The sequence below is a fragment of the Streptomyces sp. AHA2 genome, assembly GCF_036857595.1.
GTDB lineage: Bacteria > Actinomycetota > Actinomycetes > Streptomycetales > Streptomycetaceae > Streptomyces.
This window is the reverse complement of record NZ_JAUQWJ010000015.1, coordinates 112,562-126,649: the sequence shown is the minus strand read 5'-3', so window position 1 is coordinate 126,649 and position 14,088 is coordinate 112,562. Positions and strand designations below refer to the sequence as shown.

14 protein-coding genes are annotated in these 14,088 nt (G+C 71.5%); 6 read left to right on the top strand and 8 right to left on the bottom strand.

Features of this window, described 5'->3' with window-relative positions:
• The first annotated feature begins 394 nt into the window (after positions 1-394).
• The 3 genes from Q5694_RS26190 (at position 395) to Q5694_RS26175 (ending at position 2,735) form a co-directional block, all read left to right on the top strand.
• Positions 395-1,258 (top strand): hypothetical protein, encoded by an 864-nt coding sequence (locus Q5694_RS26190; protein ID WP_333935817.1) that lies wholly within the window; start codon positions 395-397, stop codon positions 1,256-1,258.
• Positions 1,259-1,583: 325 nt separating this feature from the next.
• On the top strand, positions 1,584-1,916 hold the full coding sequence (locus Q5694_RS26180; protein ID WP_333935816.1) for a glyoxalase superfamily protein: 333 nt from the start codon (positions 1,584-1,586) through the stop codon (positions 1,914-1,916).
• Positions 1,917-1,997: 81 nt separating this feature from the next.
• A complete protein-coding gene (locus Q5694_RS26175; RefSeq protein WP_333935815.1) occupies positions 1,998-2,735 on the top strand; it encodes a VOC family protein in 738 nt (245 codons plus the stop codon).
• A 131-nt stretch (positions 2,736-2,866) separates the two neighbouring features.
• Here Q5694_RS26175 and Q5694_RS26170 read toward each other — a convergent pair whose 3' ends face one another.
• Entirely contained in the window at positions 2,867-3,058 is a 192-nt protein-coding gene (locus tag Q5694_RS26170) for a hypothetical protein (RefSeq protein WP_333935814.1), read from the bottom strand.
• Between the two features lie 220 nt (positions 3,059-3,278).
• A complete protein-coding gene (locus Q5694_RS26165; RefSeq protein ID WP_333935813.1) occupies positions 3,279-3,827 on the bottom strand; it encodes a CGNR zinc finger domain-containing protein in 549 nt (182 codons plus the stop codon).
• 131 nt (positions 3,828-3,958) lie between these two features.
• On the opposite strand from Q5694_RS26165, the gene Q5694_RS26160 reads away from it, so the two are divergent.
• Both Q5694_RS26160 and Q5694_RS26155 read left to right on the top strand, forming a co-directional pair.
• Positions 3,959-4,420 (top strand): VOC family protein, encoded by a 462-nt coding sequence (locus Q5694_RS26160; RefSeq protein ID WP_333935812.1) that lies wholly within the window; start codon positions 3,959-3,961, stop codon positions 4,418-4,420.
• Between the two features lie 48 nt (positions 4,421-4,468).
• Positions 4,469-5,326, top strand: a complete 858-nt coding sequence (locus tag Q5694_RS26155; protein WP_333935811.1) for a pyridoxamine 5'-phosphate oxidase family protein — start codon at positions 4,469-4,471, stop codon at positions 5,324-5,326.
• A 90-nt stretch (positions 5,327-5,416) separates the two neighbouring features.
• On the opposite strand, the gene Q5694_RS26150 is transcribed toward Q5694_RS26155, so the two are convergent.
• The 4 genes from Q5694_RS26150 to Q5694_RS26135 all read right to left on the bottom strand — a co-directional run bounded on the left by Q5694_RS26150 (position 5,417) and on the right by Q5694_RS26135 (position 9,968).
• Complete coding sequence (locus Q5694_RS26150) at positions 5,417-6,595, bottom strand: Cmx/CmrA family chloramphenicol efflux MFS transporter (protein WP_333935810.1); 1,179 nt, start codon at positions 6,593-6,595, stop codon at positions 5,417-5,419.
• Between the two features lie 252 nt (positions 6,596-6,847).
• Complete coding sequence (locus Q5694_RS26145; RefSeq protein WP_333935809.1) at positions 6,848-7,960, bottom strand: sensor histidine kinase; 1,113 nt, start codon at positions 7,958-7,960, stop codon at positions 6,848-6,850.
• A complete protein-coding gene (locus Q5694_RS26140; RefSeq protein WP_333935808.1) occupies positions 7,950-8,672 on the bottom strand; it encodes a response regulator transcription factor in 723 nt (240 codons plus the stop codon). The genes Q5694_RS26145 and Q5694_RS26140 overlap by 11 nt, the downstream gene beginning before the upstream one ends.
• Positions 8,673-8,807: 135 nt before the next feature.
• Positions 8,808-9,968 carry an alkane 1-monooxygenase gene (locus Q5694_RS26135; RefSeq protein WP_333935807.1) on the bottom strand — a complete coding sequence of 387 codons (1,161 nt, stop codon included), beginning with the start codon at positions 9,966-9,968 and terminating at the stop codon, positions 8,808-8,810.
• Positions 9,969-10,159: 191 nt separating this feature from the next.
• Here Q5694_RS26135 and Q5694_RS26130 point away from each other — a divergent pair, with 191 nt between their 5' ends.
• Positions 10,160-10,792, top strand: a complete 633-nt coding sequence (locus Q5694_RS26130) for a TetR family transcriptional regulator (RefSeq protein ID WP_333935806.1) — start codon at positions 10,160-10,162, stop codon at positions 10,790-10,792.
• Positions 10,793-10,853: 61 nt separating this feature from the next.
• Here Q5694_RS26130 and Q5694_RS26125 read toward each other — a convergent pair whose 3' ends face one another.
• Both Q5694_RS26125 and Q5694_RS26120 read right to left on the bottom strand, forming a co-directional pair.
• Positions 10,854-13,166 (bottom strand): FdhF/YdeP family oxidoreductase, encoded by a 2,313-nt coding sequence (locus Q5694_RS26125; protein ID WP_333935805.1) that lies wholly within the window; start codon positions 13,164-13,166, stop codon positions 10,854-10,856.
• A 36-nt stretch (positions 13,167-13,202) separates the two neighbouring features.
• Positions 13,203-13,823, bottom strand: coding sequence for an SRPBCC family protein (locus Q5694_RS26120; protein WP_333935849.1), 621 nt, complete (start codon positions 13,821-13,823; stop codon positions 13,203-13,205).
• Between the last annotated feature and the right edge of the window lie 265 nt (positions 13,824-14,088).

Genomic DNA, 14,088 nt, shown 5'->3' with positions numbered 1-14,088 from the left:
CTTCTCGTGGTGCGGGTGCAGACTCTCTTCGTCGCCGCCCCCAAGGCATAGCTGGCCCCCATCCGATCGACCAAGGCGGTGCGTTGCGTCCGGCAGCGTGGTGGCGACCACCACCACTGCCCCGTGGAACCTCTCGATCGCAGGCCGCACTCCCCGAGCAGTGCCCCAACCGGTCATTCCGCGAAGGTCTTGCGAAACCTGAGCGACAGGAACGATCGTGAGTAACCACCCACACCCTACTGTGCCTTGAGGGAAATCGCTTGTCGTACGACACCTTTTCCCACGACTGGAGAAAAGTGCGAGCCGGCCCTCGTCAGAGGGCGGAAGCCTCCACGCCGCCTGACCCTGATGCCCGGTCCGGTGTCAGGTCACACAAGCCGCTACGGTCGACCCCATGATGATCGACTTCGGACAGCAGCGCACGCTCGGTGTTCCGGTCGCCGAGGCGCGGTTGCGGTTCGAGACGGAGAAGCGGGAAAACGGCGCCGGCCCGGGACGCCGGCTGCTGATGGTCGACGGTGACCCCGCCTTCGAGCTGAGCGCCTGGTGCGGAACGTGCCCGTTGCTGTTCCGCCGCCTGGAAACCGCACAGCGGACGATGTCGTCGGAGCGCCTGCGCCGGCGGCTCGCCGGGACGGTGACCGATCCGGGCGACAGTGGTGTGATCGAGGCGTTCGCGGCCTTGCTGCCCCAGGGGGAGTACCTCCCGATGTCCCTGCGCACGCAACCCCGTCTCGTCGTCCCCGGACAGGAAGGCGACTACTTCAGCGGCGAGCAGGTGAGCACGTGGGGGGTGGACCGGTTCTGGGGGTTGCCCGAGTATCCGCACACGCCGTACTACCGGACCTTCGAGACGGCAGTCGACGCCTGCGCGCACCTCTACGAGTTCGTCGTACCCATGGTCCCCCCGACCTGGAACGGCAGGGAGCGCGTCGAGGAGTACGTCGGGCTCATGGGGCGAGGGGGAGTACCGACCGCTGTGGCGGTCTCGACACTGGACGTGTGCGAACCCGCCGCCGGCACGCCGGACGACCACTACCGGCACTGGGGACTGACGCACTTCCTCCTCGACGGTCACCACAAACTGGAGGCCGCGGCCAGGACCGGCCGTCCTGTGCAACTCCTCTCGCTGCTGGCTCTGGACGAAAGTCTGGCCGGAGCCGAGGAGCGCGCGTGCCTGCCTGCCCTTCGGGCTCAGGAGCGCTCGGTCAGAACGGCGGTGCCCCATCGACCCGTCGCGGAGGCCGAACCATCGTGACCGTCGAGCGGGCCGGGTGGCCGGGTGACGGGCTCAGGGGTTCTTTCCCGGGTCGCGGGCAGGAACCGGTTCGCACGGTGTTCGGCCATGGATCCACCGCATGCCGACGGCGGAGAGCAGTTCCACACGGCGTGGGTCGTTCCGCCCCGGCCGCCGGTTCGACACCCAGGACGTGTTCACACATCCACTGCTGGACGGTGGTCAGCTCGTCCCAGCCCAGTCGGACCGAGCGGACCCACCGGCCAAGGTCTTCCCCCTGCCGCACGACGGCGCCGGGTTCTGCCGGAGGCTCGCCTCGCGGTGCCGGGTCTGCGACGATGGCGCCGTGGACGAGGACGTCATTCCCATTCTCCGCGTCGAGGACGCCGCGACGGCGGTCGCCTGGTACGAGCGACTGGGGTTCGCCGAGCAGTGGGAACACCGCTTCGAGCCGGAACTCCCCGCGTTCGTCGAGGTGGTGCGGGGCGGGGTGCGGTTGTTCCTCTCGGAGCACCGGGGCGACGCCCGTCCCGACACGCTGGTCTACCTCCGCGTTCGCGATGTCGACGCCGTCGCTCGCGAGTTCGGCGTACCGGTGAACGACGCCCCGTGGGCGCGTGAGATCGAGCTGCGGGACCCCGACGGCAATCGGCTGCGGATCGGCACGCCCGTCGTCTGAGCGCCGCTGCCGGCTGAGGGGCGGGGGCCGAGCGCACTCGACCATGATCAGCCGTCAGGGACGACCCGTAGGGTACGCAGCATGACGCTGCAACTTGTTCAGGTGAACTTCAAGGCCGGGGACGAAGCGGCGCTCGGCCGGTTCTGGGCCGAGGTGCTCGGCTGGGGTCTGTCCAGTGAAGGAGTCGGAGTCGTCGACCTGGAACCTGCCGGCTTCGACTGGCCGGACCCGTCCGCCGTCTGCGTCGACCTCGTCCGCGTGCCGGACCCGGAGACGGTCGGGTACCGCGTGCACCTGGAGCTCGCCACCACCTCCGACGCCCATCGGACCGAGTTGATCGAGCGTCTCGAGAGCCTCGGGGCGACACCCGCCGGCGTGGGTCACGGCGACCCGCCTCGGACGATGATGGCCGACCCGGAAGGCAACGTGTTCGCCGTCCTGGAGCCCCGTGAGCTGTACATGGACACCGGGCCCGTAGCCGCCGTGGTCGTCGACTGCGCCGATCCGCGGGCCATGGTCCGGTTCTGGGGCGAAGCGATCGACTGGACCGTCCACGAGCTGACCGGCGACCGGGCCCTGCTGCGTTCGGTGAAGGGCGTCGGGCCCTTCCTGGAGTTCCGGCGGACACCGGACGACGGGGGCGTACGGAGCCGCATCCACCTCGATGTCATGTCCGACCCCGTCCAGGATCAGCTGAAGGAGGTCGCCCGGCTCGAACGTCTCGGCGCGAGCCGGGCCGACGTGGGTCAGGGCGACGTCTCCTGGATCGTCATGGCCGACCCGGAGGGCAACGAGTTCTGCGTCCTCGGCCGGGGCTGACCAGGAGTTCCGCCCGTGCGGCAGCGCCGGTCCCCGGCGCCTTCGCGAGGTCCGGTCCGTTCCCCTGCGGACGGCCCCGGACGCGCCGAACGGCCCCGTTCGGGGCCGTTCGGCAGGACGGTGCGCCGGGCTCAGGGGTGGTCGGGCTGCTGCGCCGGAGGCACTCCGCCGCCCTCTCCGCCACCCTTGTCGCCCTTGTCCGTGCCGTGCGGGGTGCCGCCTTGGCTGCCGCCCGGCTGGGCCGCCTTCAACTGGCGGCTGTCCTCGGGGGTGGCGGCTCCCTTGTCGTTGCGCCGTAGCTCCGGCTGCTGCGGATTGGGCATGCCACGAACCTCCTCCTGGTGGTGCGAACTCCGGGCTTCCGAGTGCCCAGGGAGCCGAGGGTGACGCACGGCGTCGGTGGATACGTCACGACAGCGGGACGGCCGATGGGTCGCGACGGTGCCGACGGCCGCCGGGCGGCGGCGCCCTCCGCCCGGACGCGGCTGCGTTCGCGCGGGCCGCCGGTCGTCGACCGGCCCCTTCCCGGACCGGACCAGGTGGTCAGTTCTCGCGTGACCGCGCGTGGTGCCGTGACGCCTTGGCGCGGTTGCCGCACACGGCCATCGAGCACCAGCGGCGCGTCCCGTTGCGCGACGTGTCGAAGAAGTGCAGCACGCAGGAGGGGTGCGCGCAGGCGCGGATCCGGTCCGGGGCGCGCAGCAGCCGCAGGTAGGAGTAGGCGGCGGTCCAGGCCGGCCCCCACGCCGGGTCGTCGAACTTGGTGATCTCGCCGGGCCCGTCGGCGGTCAGGGTCGGCCGTACGCAGCCGAACTCGAGGACCGCGTCCACACCGGACGCTGCCTCCGCGTCGCCGGGTCGGTCCACGGCCGACGCGATCGCGGCGCGCGCCGTCAGGACGTGCTCGAGAGCCGCCTCGTCCGCGACGAAGCGCGACTCGAGTCCGTTGCTCGCCAGCCAGACGGCGAGTCCCCGGGTGTCGGTGAGGAGGTCGTGGCCCACTCCGTCCTGCACCCAACGCGTGTTGAGCAGATCCAGGGCGGTCGGTTCGCCGACCAAGGGGCGCGGATCGCTCGCGGTGGACGTGCTCACTGACTCACCTTCTCGCTTCGCCTAACCCCTCAATGCTACTTCAACGGTTGCACGCTCGTCGTCTAACCCCTAAAGTCCATTTGAAGGGTTAGTCACGCCGGGTGGCTGCCGCGACTGAGGGGTGTGCGTCCATGACGGTCGTCGAGCAACTTCGTACAGGTCATGTGGGCATCAACGTGACGGATCTCGATCGGTCCCTGCGCTTCTACCGGGACGTACTGGGTTTCGACGTCGTGAGGGAGAGCACGGAGGCGCACGGCGACAAGCGCTTCGCCTTCCTCGCGCGCGGCGGCCGGCTGGTTCTCACGCTCTGGCAGCAGGCCGGGGACGGCTACGAGCCCGGTCGCGCCGGTCTGCATCACCTGTCGTTCGAGGTCGACCACGTCGACGACGTCCGGTCGCTGGAGTCCGCACTGCGCCGGCAGGGGACCCGCTTCGCCCACGACGGCGTGGTCGCCCATGACGAAGGCGCCTCCTCCGGCGGGATCTTCTTCCACGACCCCGACGGCGTCCGTCTGGAGATCTATGCGCCGACCGGCGTGGACGACACCTCCGCGCCCAGCGCCGAGGCGCCGACCTGCGGCTTCTTCTGACCTTCCGGTCACACGTCCCGGCCACGACCGACACACGGAAGGAGACCCGTGGACACCTACCGCCCGGGCTCGCGTCAGGTGCAGCAACGGCTCGGCCTGACCGAAGTCGCGGACCATGTCGGCCGGTCGATCGGGTCCGGCATCAAACCGGTCGCCGCGGCCTTCCTCGAGTCGCAGCCGATGCTCATCGTCGCAGCGGCCGACGGGACGGGCCGGGTCTGGTCCTCGCTGCTGACCGGCCCGGCCGGGTTCGTCCGTGCCACCGGGCCCGCGTCGGTCTCGGTGCTGGGAGGGCCTCCCGCCGGTGATCCGCTCGCCGAGGTCCTGGCGCGGGAGGGTACCGCCGTCGGGACCCTCGCCCTCGATCCGCGCACGCGCCGCCGCATGCGACTGAACGGAACCGCTCGCCCCACCCCCCGCGGAATCACCGTCGAAGCCCGCCGGGTGTTCGCGAACTGCCCCAAGTACATCCGCCGTCGCGACCTGGTGAACCCGGCCACCTGCCGGGAGGAGGCCCCGTCCGGAGCGCGGCGGAGCGCCACGCTCACGCGGGATCAGCAGACGTTCGTCTCCGCCGCGGACACGTTCTTCGTCGCCACGGTCTCGACGGACGGGGCGGAGGTCAGCCACCGAGGCGGTGACGCCGGCTTCGTGCGCGCGGAATCGCCCCGTGAGATCGTCTGGCCCGACTACGCGGGCAACGCCATGTTCCTGACGCTCGGGAACCTCGTCACCGACTCCCGGGCCGGCCTGCTCTTCCTGGACTGGACGACCGGCAGGACACTCCAGGTCACCGGGACGGCCCGGGTCGACTTCACCGAGGACGGCGCCCGTTCCGTCCGCTTCACCGTCGGCGCCGTGCTGGATTCGCCCCGGGCCACCGGCTTGCGCTGGGAGGAAGCGTGACCGCTTCACGCTCCGGCAGGGCGACCGGTGGCTGCGGGCGCCCGACGGGTCGCCGTCCCTGTCCCTGGACCGAAGGGGTTCAGGGGCGCGTCACCTGAGAAGCTCGGTGCTCCTGTCCGCCGTGATGGCGGGCAGCAGCGGGAGCGCGAGGAGCAGCGCGGCCGCGACGAGCACTCCGCTCGCCCACAGCGGCCCCAGCTCGCCGGCTTCCGTGCGGAGCGCGGCCGCAGCGGCGACGGGCCCGATCGCCGCGCCGACGTTGAGTGCCGCGGTCGCGTAGGAGCCGGCCATGGTGGGAGCAGCCGCGGCCTCGTAGAGGACCCGCGTGATGAGGGTGCTGCCCAGGGCGAACGACAGGGCGCCCAGTACGAACAGGAGGATGAACACCGCGACCGGACGGTGGGCCAGCATCGCCAGTGCCGGCCAGCCGATCAGCAGCAGCGGACCGCCCACCGCGATGACCGGACCTGGTCGCCGGTCGGACAACCGGCCGGCGACGGTGACGCCGACGAAGGAACCGGCGCCGAACAGCACCAGAGCGACGGAGATCCACAACTCGCCCAGCCCGGCGCTGTCGGTCACCACCGGCGCGAGGAAGGTGAGACTTCCGAAGGTCGCCGCGTTCACCAGCGCGCCGAGCAGCATCACCAGGATCAGCGGCGGCCTGGTGAGCTGGGCCAGCTCCACTCGCAACGCCGGCCTGCCCGTCGCCTCGGCCGCGTCACGTCCTGCCGGGACACCCCTCAGGATGCCCAGAGCGGCGGGCAGGCAGGCGACGGCCACGGCCCAGAACGTCGCACGCCAGCCGAGCACGGCGCCGATCACCGAGCCACCGGGGACACCGGCGACCGTGGCCACCGTCGTGCCCGCCAGCAGCACCGCCAGTGCTCGTCCCTTCCTGTCGGCCGGGACGAGCGTGACGGCAGCCGTCAGGGCGACGGCGAGGAACCCGGCGTTCGCGACCGCGGCGACGACACGGGTGACGAACAGGACGGGGAAGTCGGTGGTGACGGCCCCCACGGCGTGGGCCGCCGTGAAGACCAGCAGGAATCCCAGAAGGCTCGCCCGCCTGGGCCAGTCGCGGGCGAGCACGGCCACGAGCGGGGCGCCGACGATCATGCCGATCGCGAAGGCCGACGTCAGGGTGCCCGCTGTCCCCACGGTGACGTCGAGATCCGAGGCGATGTCCGGCAGGAGACCGGCGAGCATGAACTCCGAGGTGCCCATGGCGAAGACCGCCACGGCGAGCAGGTAGAGAGGAAGAGGCATCGAGTGGCTCCGAGGTGAGGAGAAGCACGAGGAAGTCATCTCGTCACCGCGGCCGGCCCCGGACGGCCGCACACCCGTCCCGCCGCGCACAGCGGCTGCGGCAGGACTACGCGCTCAGTGGTTCAGGGGGCCGGCGGCGTGACCGCAAGCCCCCACCCTGTCCGACTCAGGACTCGACATGTCCCGCACGCTACCGGATCGGGGCCCGGCGAAGCATCCCGCTCGGGACGCAGCCGGCACGCGGCAGGAGGTTCAGGCGGTGGCGGGCAGGCGCACCTCGAAACGGCACCCGCCCGGCACGTTGTGCACCGCGGCGTGGCCTCGGTGGGCCTCGACGATGCCGCGCACGATGGCCAGGCCGAGTCCCGCCCCGGCCGGCGGCGTACGGGCGTCGGTTCCCCGCCAGCCGGTGTCGAAGACCCGCGGCAGGTCCTCCGGCGCGATGCCGCCACAGGCATCGGTCACCGCGAGCACGACGTCGCCGGCCTCCCTCCTGGCGGAGACGGCGACCGTGCCGTCGGCGGGGGTGCGGCGGACGGCGTTCACCAGGAGGTTGGTCAGCACCCGGGTCATCTCGCGGCCGTCCACCTCCACGGGAACGGGCTCCACGCCGTCGCCGACCAGCCGCACGCCGTGCTCCTTGGCCAGGGCGTCCACTCCGGCCAGCGCGTCGTCGACGAGGTCGTACACCGACATGCGGGTCGTGCTCAGCGTCAGGACCCCGGCCTGGATGCGGGAGAGCTCGAAGAGGTCGCCGACCATCTCGCTGAGGCGTCCCACCTCCGCGCGCATCCGGGCGTGGTACACGTGCGGCTCCGCGACCATGCCGTCCTCCAGCGCCTCCGTCATCGCCTGGAGACCCGCCAGCGGGGTGCGCAGATCGTGCGAGATCCAGGCGACCAGTTCCCGGCGGGACTCCTCCAGCGCGCGCTCCCGGGCGCGGGAGGCGGCCAGCTTCGCGCTGGTCTCGGCCAGTTCCCGGCCCAGTTCGGCCAGTTCCGCGGTGGGTGCGGCGGCCGGCGGGGTGAAGACGCCCTCCTCGCCGAGCGTGCGGGTGGCCCGGGCCAGCGCCCGGCTTCCGCGTACGACGCTTCTGCCCAGGACGAGGGCGACGGCCAGCGAGACGACCGCGGCGATCGAGCAGACCATCGCCACGACCCGCAGATCGTGGTCGGACAGCAGCATCGCCCAGGCCACGAGCATCGTCCCGGCGAGCATCGCGACGACCGCGACACCGGCTACGACGGCGAGCGACGCCGTCAGGGAACGGTTGCGCAGCAGCCTCAGCACCGCTGTGCCCAGCAGCCCGGCGGCCACCGCGCCGACCGTCGCGTACAGGACGATCAGCACGGTGTCACGCCACATCGTGCCCTCCCTGCGCCGGTCCCGCCTCGAAGCGGTATCCCACGCCCCACACGGTGCTGATCAGCCGCGGCCGTGCCGGATCGTCCTCGATCTTCGCCCGCAGCCGGCGCACATGGACGGTGACCGTGGACAGATCGCCGAACTCCCATCCCCACACCCGGTGCATCAGGTCCTCACGGCTCGTGGCCTGACCGGGATGACGCAGGAAGTACTCCAGCAGGTCGAACTCGCGCAGTGTCAGGGCCAGTTCGCGCCCGTGGTGGAAGGCGCGGCGGGCTGAGGGGTCCAGGACGAGCGAACCGGCCCCCATCCGCCGGGAGGCGCCGTCGTCGCGGCCCGCGGTGTGCGCGGCCGCGGCCCTGCGCAGCACGGACTGCACGCGCAGAACCAGTTCCCGGGGGCTGAAGGGCTTGGTGACGTAGTCGTCCGCCCCGATCTCCAGGCCGAGGATGCGGTCCTCCTCGTCGCCGCGTGCCGTCAGCATGACGACGGGCACCGGGCCCTGCCCGCGGATCCGGCGGCACACCTCGAAGCCGTCCATGCCGGGCAGCATCAGATCGAGCACGACCAGGTCCGGCAGGTCGGCGGTGACGGACGCGACGGCGGCAGGGCCGTCCGCGGCCACCGTGACGGCCAGGCCGGCCTGGGTCAGGTACGAGGCGACGACTTCCACGATGGTCGGGTCGTCGTCGACGACCAGTACGCGTTTCACGCTACGAGTCTGACACCGGGGCGGCCACACGCAGCGAGCACCCGGCGCGGACGTCAGCGAACCGTAAGCAGCAGCGGACGTCGGCGACAGGTTCCGCGTGCGACCGCCGCCCGGCGCATCGGACCGGTCCGGGTCTCACCCCGGCACGGCCCTCGCCGTCCGGGGCGCACCAGCGGAGGGGTGGACGTTCGCCTTGGACAGGTCGCCGGCGTAGTGCCGGTGCAGCCGTGGGTCCATGATGCGCCGCCACAGCGGCGGGCACCATGCCACGACGATCATCGTCGCGTAGCCGGACGGCAGTTGGGGCGCCTCCTCGAAGTGCCGGAGCGTCTGGTACCGCCGCAGGGGATTGGCGTGGTGGTCGGAGTGGCGCTGCAACTGGAACAGGAACAGGTTGCTGACCGTGTTGTTGCTGTTCCAGCTGTGGCGGGGCGAGACCCGCTCGTAGCGGCCGTCCGGGCGGCGCTGCCGCAACAACCCGTAGTGCTCCAGGTAGTTGACCGTCTCCAGCAGGCAGAAGCCCAGGACGGCCTGCAGAAGCAGGTACGGCAGGACGACCCACCCGAAGGACGCGCCCAGCGCGGTGAACAGCACCAGCGTCAGCGCCCAGGAGGTGAGCACGTCGTTGTGGAGGCTGAGGACCCGCCGGTCGCGGCGCCGCAGGCGGCGGCTCTCCAGACTCCAGGCCGAACGCACGCTGCCCACCACCGCCCGGGGCAGGAAGCGCCAGAAGCTCTCGCCCATCCTCGAACTCGCCGGGTCCTCCGGTGTGGCGACCCGGACGTGATGGCCGTGGTTGTGCTCCACGGAGAAGTGGCCGTAACCGCTCTGCGCCAGCGCCATGCGGCTCAGCCGCCGCTCCAGCCGCTCCTTCTTGTGTCCCAGTTCGTGTGCGGTGTTGATCGCCACCCCGCCCACGACGCCGGTCGTCGCGGCCAGCCCGAGGCACCCCGCGACCGACAGCTCACCGCCGGCCCACCGCTCGCAGGCCCAGACGAGGGCACCGAACTGCAGCGGCAGGTAGAGATACGTGCACCAGCGGTAGTACCGGTCCGCCTCCAGTGCCTTCATGACCTCCTCGGGCGGATTGGCGCTGTCCTTGCCCGTGACGTGGTCGATGAGCGGCAGCAGGACGAAGGCGAAGACCGGCCCCCACCACCACAGCGCTCCGGCGTCGGTCAGGGCGACGAGACCGCCCGCCTGGAACGGCAGCGTGGGCACGGCGAGGGCGAGCAGCCACAGATACCGCTTCGGATCACGCCACCGGCGGACCCCTTGTTCCCGATGATGCGGCACGACACCTCCTGGTGAGCTCGATGCGCCCCCGCCGTCCCGCCGGGGCCGGCGGAAGCGCACCTCGAGGGGAGCCCCGAGCGTGCCAAGAGGGCAGAGCGCTGACAAGACGGTTCACCGTGTCAACGTTCTGATGGTGTGTCAGATGGAGGCGTGATCGCCGCGATCTCCGTCGGTCCTGCCAGACTTGGGTCATGGCGGCACCCAGACACGCGACGACGTCCACCGACTCCGAATCGGTCGTCCCCGATCCGCCGCGGCTCGCCTGGCGCAAGCAGATGAGGCAACGGGTGCTGGCCGCCGCACGTGAGCTGACCTGCGCATCGGGCTGGGACCAGGTCAGCCTGTCGGCCGTGGCCGCCGCGGCCGACGTGTCCCGCCCGTCGGTCTACAAGGAGTTCGGCAACCGGGCCGGTCTCGGCCGGGCCCTGGTGGTCAGTGAGACCGAGGTGTTCCTGGGCAGCGTGGCGGAGGTCCTCGATCCGGGGCTCCCGGACACCCGTGCCGCGCTGGAGGAGGCGGTCCACTTCGTCCTCACCGAGGCGCACCGCAACCCCCTGGTACGGGCCGTCGTCCTGGCCGCGCGGGAAGGGTCCGACAGCCTGCTGCCGTACCTCACCGCGCGCGCCGATCCCGTCTTCGACGCGGCGCAGAACCTGCTGCGCACCTGGCTCACGGAGCGCTTCCCCGACCAAGACCAGGTTCTCGTCGACGTGGCGGCGGACGTCGCGGTGCGGATGACCCTCAGCCACCTGGTCCTCCCCGGCGCAGACCCCAGGGCCACCGCGGAGCGCATCTCCCTGGCCGTGCTGAAGGTGCTGCGCTAGACGGACGACGGGGCCCGCCGTCGTGTGCGGGCCCCGCCGGGTGCGGCGTCGTCGGTTCCGGTCAGGCGGGTGCCGGCCGGGACCGGTCGCCCGTGGGCTCGAGGCGGACGACGATGCCCTTCGACGTGGGCTGGTTGCTCACGTCGGCGACGCTGTCGAGCGGCACCAGGACGTTCGTCTCCGGGTAGTAGGCGGCGGCCGAGCCCTTGGCCGCCGGGTAGGGCACGACCTCGAAGTTCTCGGCCCGGCGCTCGGAGCCGTCCTCCCAGACGCTCACCAGGTCCACGCGGTCGCCCTGGGCGAGCCCGAGTTCCGACAGGTCCGCCGGGTTGACGAGGACGACGTGACGGCTGCCGTGGATGCCGCGGTAGCGGTCGTTGTCGGTGTACGGCACGGTGTTCCACTGGTCGTGCGAGCGCAGGGTCTGCAGCAGCAGGTGCCCCTCCGGGGCCCGGGGGACCACCCGCTCGTTGCAGGTGAACCGGGCCTTGTTCGTCTCGGTCCGGAACACGCCCTCGTTGACCGGGTTGGGCAGCTGGAAGCCTCCCGGGCGGGTCACCCGGGCGTTGAAGTCGTGGAACCCCGGCACGATCCGGGAGATGCTGTCGCGGATGGTGTTGTAGTCACCCTCGAACCCGGCCCAGGGGATGTCCCCCTTGCCGCCGAGGGTCAGCCGGGCGAGCCGGCACAGGATGGCGACCTCGCTCAGCAGCATGCGCGAGGCCGGTTCCAGCCGTCCCTGGGAGGTGTGCACCTCGCTCATGGAGTTCTCGACGGTGACGAACTGCTCGCCGTCGGCCTGGACATCACGCTCGGTGCGCCCCAGCGTCGGCAGGATCAGCGCGGTGTCGCCGCAGACGGTGTGCGAGCGGTTGAGCTTGGTGGAGATGTGGGCGGTCAGCCGGCACGAACGCATCGCCTTCTCGGTGACCTCGCTGTCGGGTGCGGCGCGCACGAAGTTACCGGCCAGGGCGAGGAAGACCTTGACGCGGCCCTCCAGCATCGCCTTGATCGAGTTCACCGAGTCCAGGCCGTGCGGGCGCGGCGGGTCGAAGCCGAACTCCTTCTGCAGGGCGTCCAGGAAGGTGTCCGGCATCTGCTCCCAGATGCCCATGGTGCGGTCGCCCTGGACGTTGCTGTGACCGCGCACCGGGCAGGCGCCCGTGCCGGCCCGCCCCACGTTGCCGCGCAGCAGGAGGAAGTTGACGATCTCCCGGATGGTGGGCACACCGTGCTTGTGCTGGGTGATGCCCATCGCCCAGCAGACGATGACGCGGTCGCTCCTCAGGACCTCGTCGCGGACCTTCTCGATCTCCTCGCGGGTCAGTCCCGTCGCCGCCCGCACGTCGTCCCAGTCGACGGCGCGGGCGTGCCGGGCGAACTCCTCGAAGCCGGAGGTGTGGGCGTCGATGAAGTCGTGGTCCAGGACGGTGCCGGGACGGGCGTCCTCCGCCTCCAGCAGCAGCCGGTTGAGTGCCTGGAACAGGGCGAGGTCCCCACCCGGCTTGATGTGCAGGAAGCGGTCGGCGATCTGGGTGCCCCGCCCCACGATCCCGCGCGGCTTCTGCGGGTTCTTGAAGCGTCGCAGCCCCGCCTCCGGCAACGGGTTCACCGCCACGATGCGGCCGCCGTTGCGCTTGGCCTCCTCCAGGGCCGACAACTGCCGCGGGTGATTGCTGCCCGGGTTCTGCCCGACCAGGAAGATCAGGTCGGCGTGGTGGAGGTCGTCGAGACTCACGGTGCCCTTGCCGACGCCCAGCGTCTCGTTCAGGGCGAAGCCGCTGGACTCGTGGCACATGTTGCTGCAGTCGGGCAGGTTGTTGGTGCCGTAGGCGCGGGCGAAGAGCTGGAAGACGAAGGCGGCCTCGTTGCTCGCCCGGCCGGAGGTGTAGAAGACCGCCTCGTCGGGCGTGTCCAGCCCTCGGAGTTCCTGTGCGAGGACGCCCAGGGCGTCGTTCCAGCCGATGGGCTCGTAGTGGTCCGAGCCGGGCCGCTTGATCATCGGCTCGGTGAGCCGGCCCTGCTGGTTCAGCCACATGTCGGAACGGGCGGCCAGATCGGTCACGCTGTGCTCGCGGAAGAACCCGGCGGTGATCCGGCGCGTCGTGGCGTCGTCGTTGATGTGCTTGGCGCCGTTCTCGCAGTACTCGTTGCGATGGCGCCGGCCCGGGGCGGGGTCCGCCCACGCGCAGCCGGGGCAGTCGATCCCGCCCACCTGGTTCATGGTCAGCAGGTCGACCCCGGTCCTGCGCGGGGAGGTCTGCTCCAGGGAGTACTCCAGCGCGTGCACGACGGCGGGGACCCCGGCCGCCCACTTCTTCGGTGGTGTCACGGAGAGGGAGGTCTCCGGCTCCTCACCGGGCGGGTTCTGCATCGCTTCGCCTTTCTCTTGCCGTGTGCGGTACGCGGGTCAGCCGACGGGCCACTGGGCGACACGGCTCCTGGGCGGTTCCGGGGTGTCGTGCTGGACGCGGCCGTTGCGGATGGTGCCGCGCCAGGCACCGCCCTCCTGGCCGAGTCCTTCGATGAAGTGCTTGAAGTTCACCAGTTCCCCGCGCACCAGCCGGGCGGTCAGCCCGGCGACCCCGGACGAACGGGTGAGGATCTTCGCGGCCCCCTGCGGCTCCAGGAGCATCCGGACCGTGATCGCGGTGCCACCGGACTCCGTCGGCCTGAACTCCACCTCGCCCTGGTGGGTGGGGTGCTGCTCCAGGCCGCGCCAGGCCAGGTAGGCGTCGGGGTCCTGTTCCAGGATCTCGACCGCGAAACGGTGGCGCAGGGGGCCGTAGCCGAGGGTCCACGCGGTGACGGTGGGCCTGACCTGCTCGACGTCGCGCACCACCGCGGAGAACCGCGGGAACGTCTTGAACTGCGTCCACTGGTTGTACGCCGTGCGGACGGGCACCGCGACCTCGACCGTCTCCTCGACGTGCTGGTCGCGCAGCGGACGGCGGCGTGTGACGCCGTCGCCGTCGGTGCGCATGCCCGGCGTGTTCGGCACGGCCTGCCCGCCGTCGTCTTCGTGCGCCATCATGGTCCTTCTTCCGGTGAGGGAGCCGGGCGTCCGGGCGCCGGGCCTCCCCTCGTGGGTCAGGGCACCTCTTCCGGTTCCCCGATCGCGCGTTTCGAGTCACCCCACCGCGTCGGCGTCCCGGGCGGGCCCGGGACGCCAGCGGGACGCCCGGCACGGGACCGGGGGAGGGGCGCTGGTCACGGGCCGGTCCGGGAAGTGGCCGGCGGACACGTCCAGCTTCACCCCGTGCACGGTCACCCGCCACTCACCGTGCCCCCGGCAG

What these genes read in the sequence shown, in the direction of transcription:
- Q5694_RS26125 (WP_333935805.1), bottom strand. Translation starts at nt 13,166, where the DNA reads ATGCAGAACCCGCCCGGTGAGGAGCCGGAGACCTCCCTCTCCGTGACA.
- Q5694_RS26120 (WP_333935849.1), bottom strand. Translation starts at nt 13,823, where the DNA reads ATGGCGCACGAAGACGACGGCGGGCAGGCCGTGCCGAACACGCCGGGC.
- Q5694_RS26170 (WP_333935814.1), bottom strand. Translation starts at nt 3,058, where the DNA reads ATGCCCAATCCGCAGCAGCCGGAGCTACGGCGCAACGACAAGGGAGCC.
- Q5694_RS26130 (WP_333935806.1), top strand. Translation starts at nt 10,160, where the DNA reads ATGGCGGCACCCAGACACGCGACGACGTCCACCGACTCCGAATCGGTC.
- Q5694_RS26150 (WP_333935810.1), bottom strand. Translation starts at nt 6,595, where the DNA reads ATGCCTCTTCCTCTCTACCTGCTCGCCGTGGCGGTCTTCGCCATGGGC.
- Q5694_RS26145 (WP_333935809.1), bottom strand. Translation starts at nt 7,960, where the DNA reads ATGTGGCGTGACACCGTGCTGATCGTCCTGTACGCGACGGTCGGCGCG.
- Q5694_RS26175 (WP_333935815.1), top strand. Translation starts at nt 1,998, where the DNA reads ATGACGCTGCAACTTGTTCAGGTGAACTTCAAGGCCGGGGACGAAGCG.
- Q5694_RS26190 (WP_333935817.1), top strand. Translation starts at nt 395, where the DNA reads ATGATGATCGACTTCGGACAGCAGCGCACGCTCGGTGTTCCGGTCGCC.
- Q5694_RS26160 (WP_333935812.1), top strand. Translation starts at nt 3,959, where the DNA reads ATGACGGTCGTCGAGCAACTTCGTACAGGTCATGTGGGCATCAACGTG.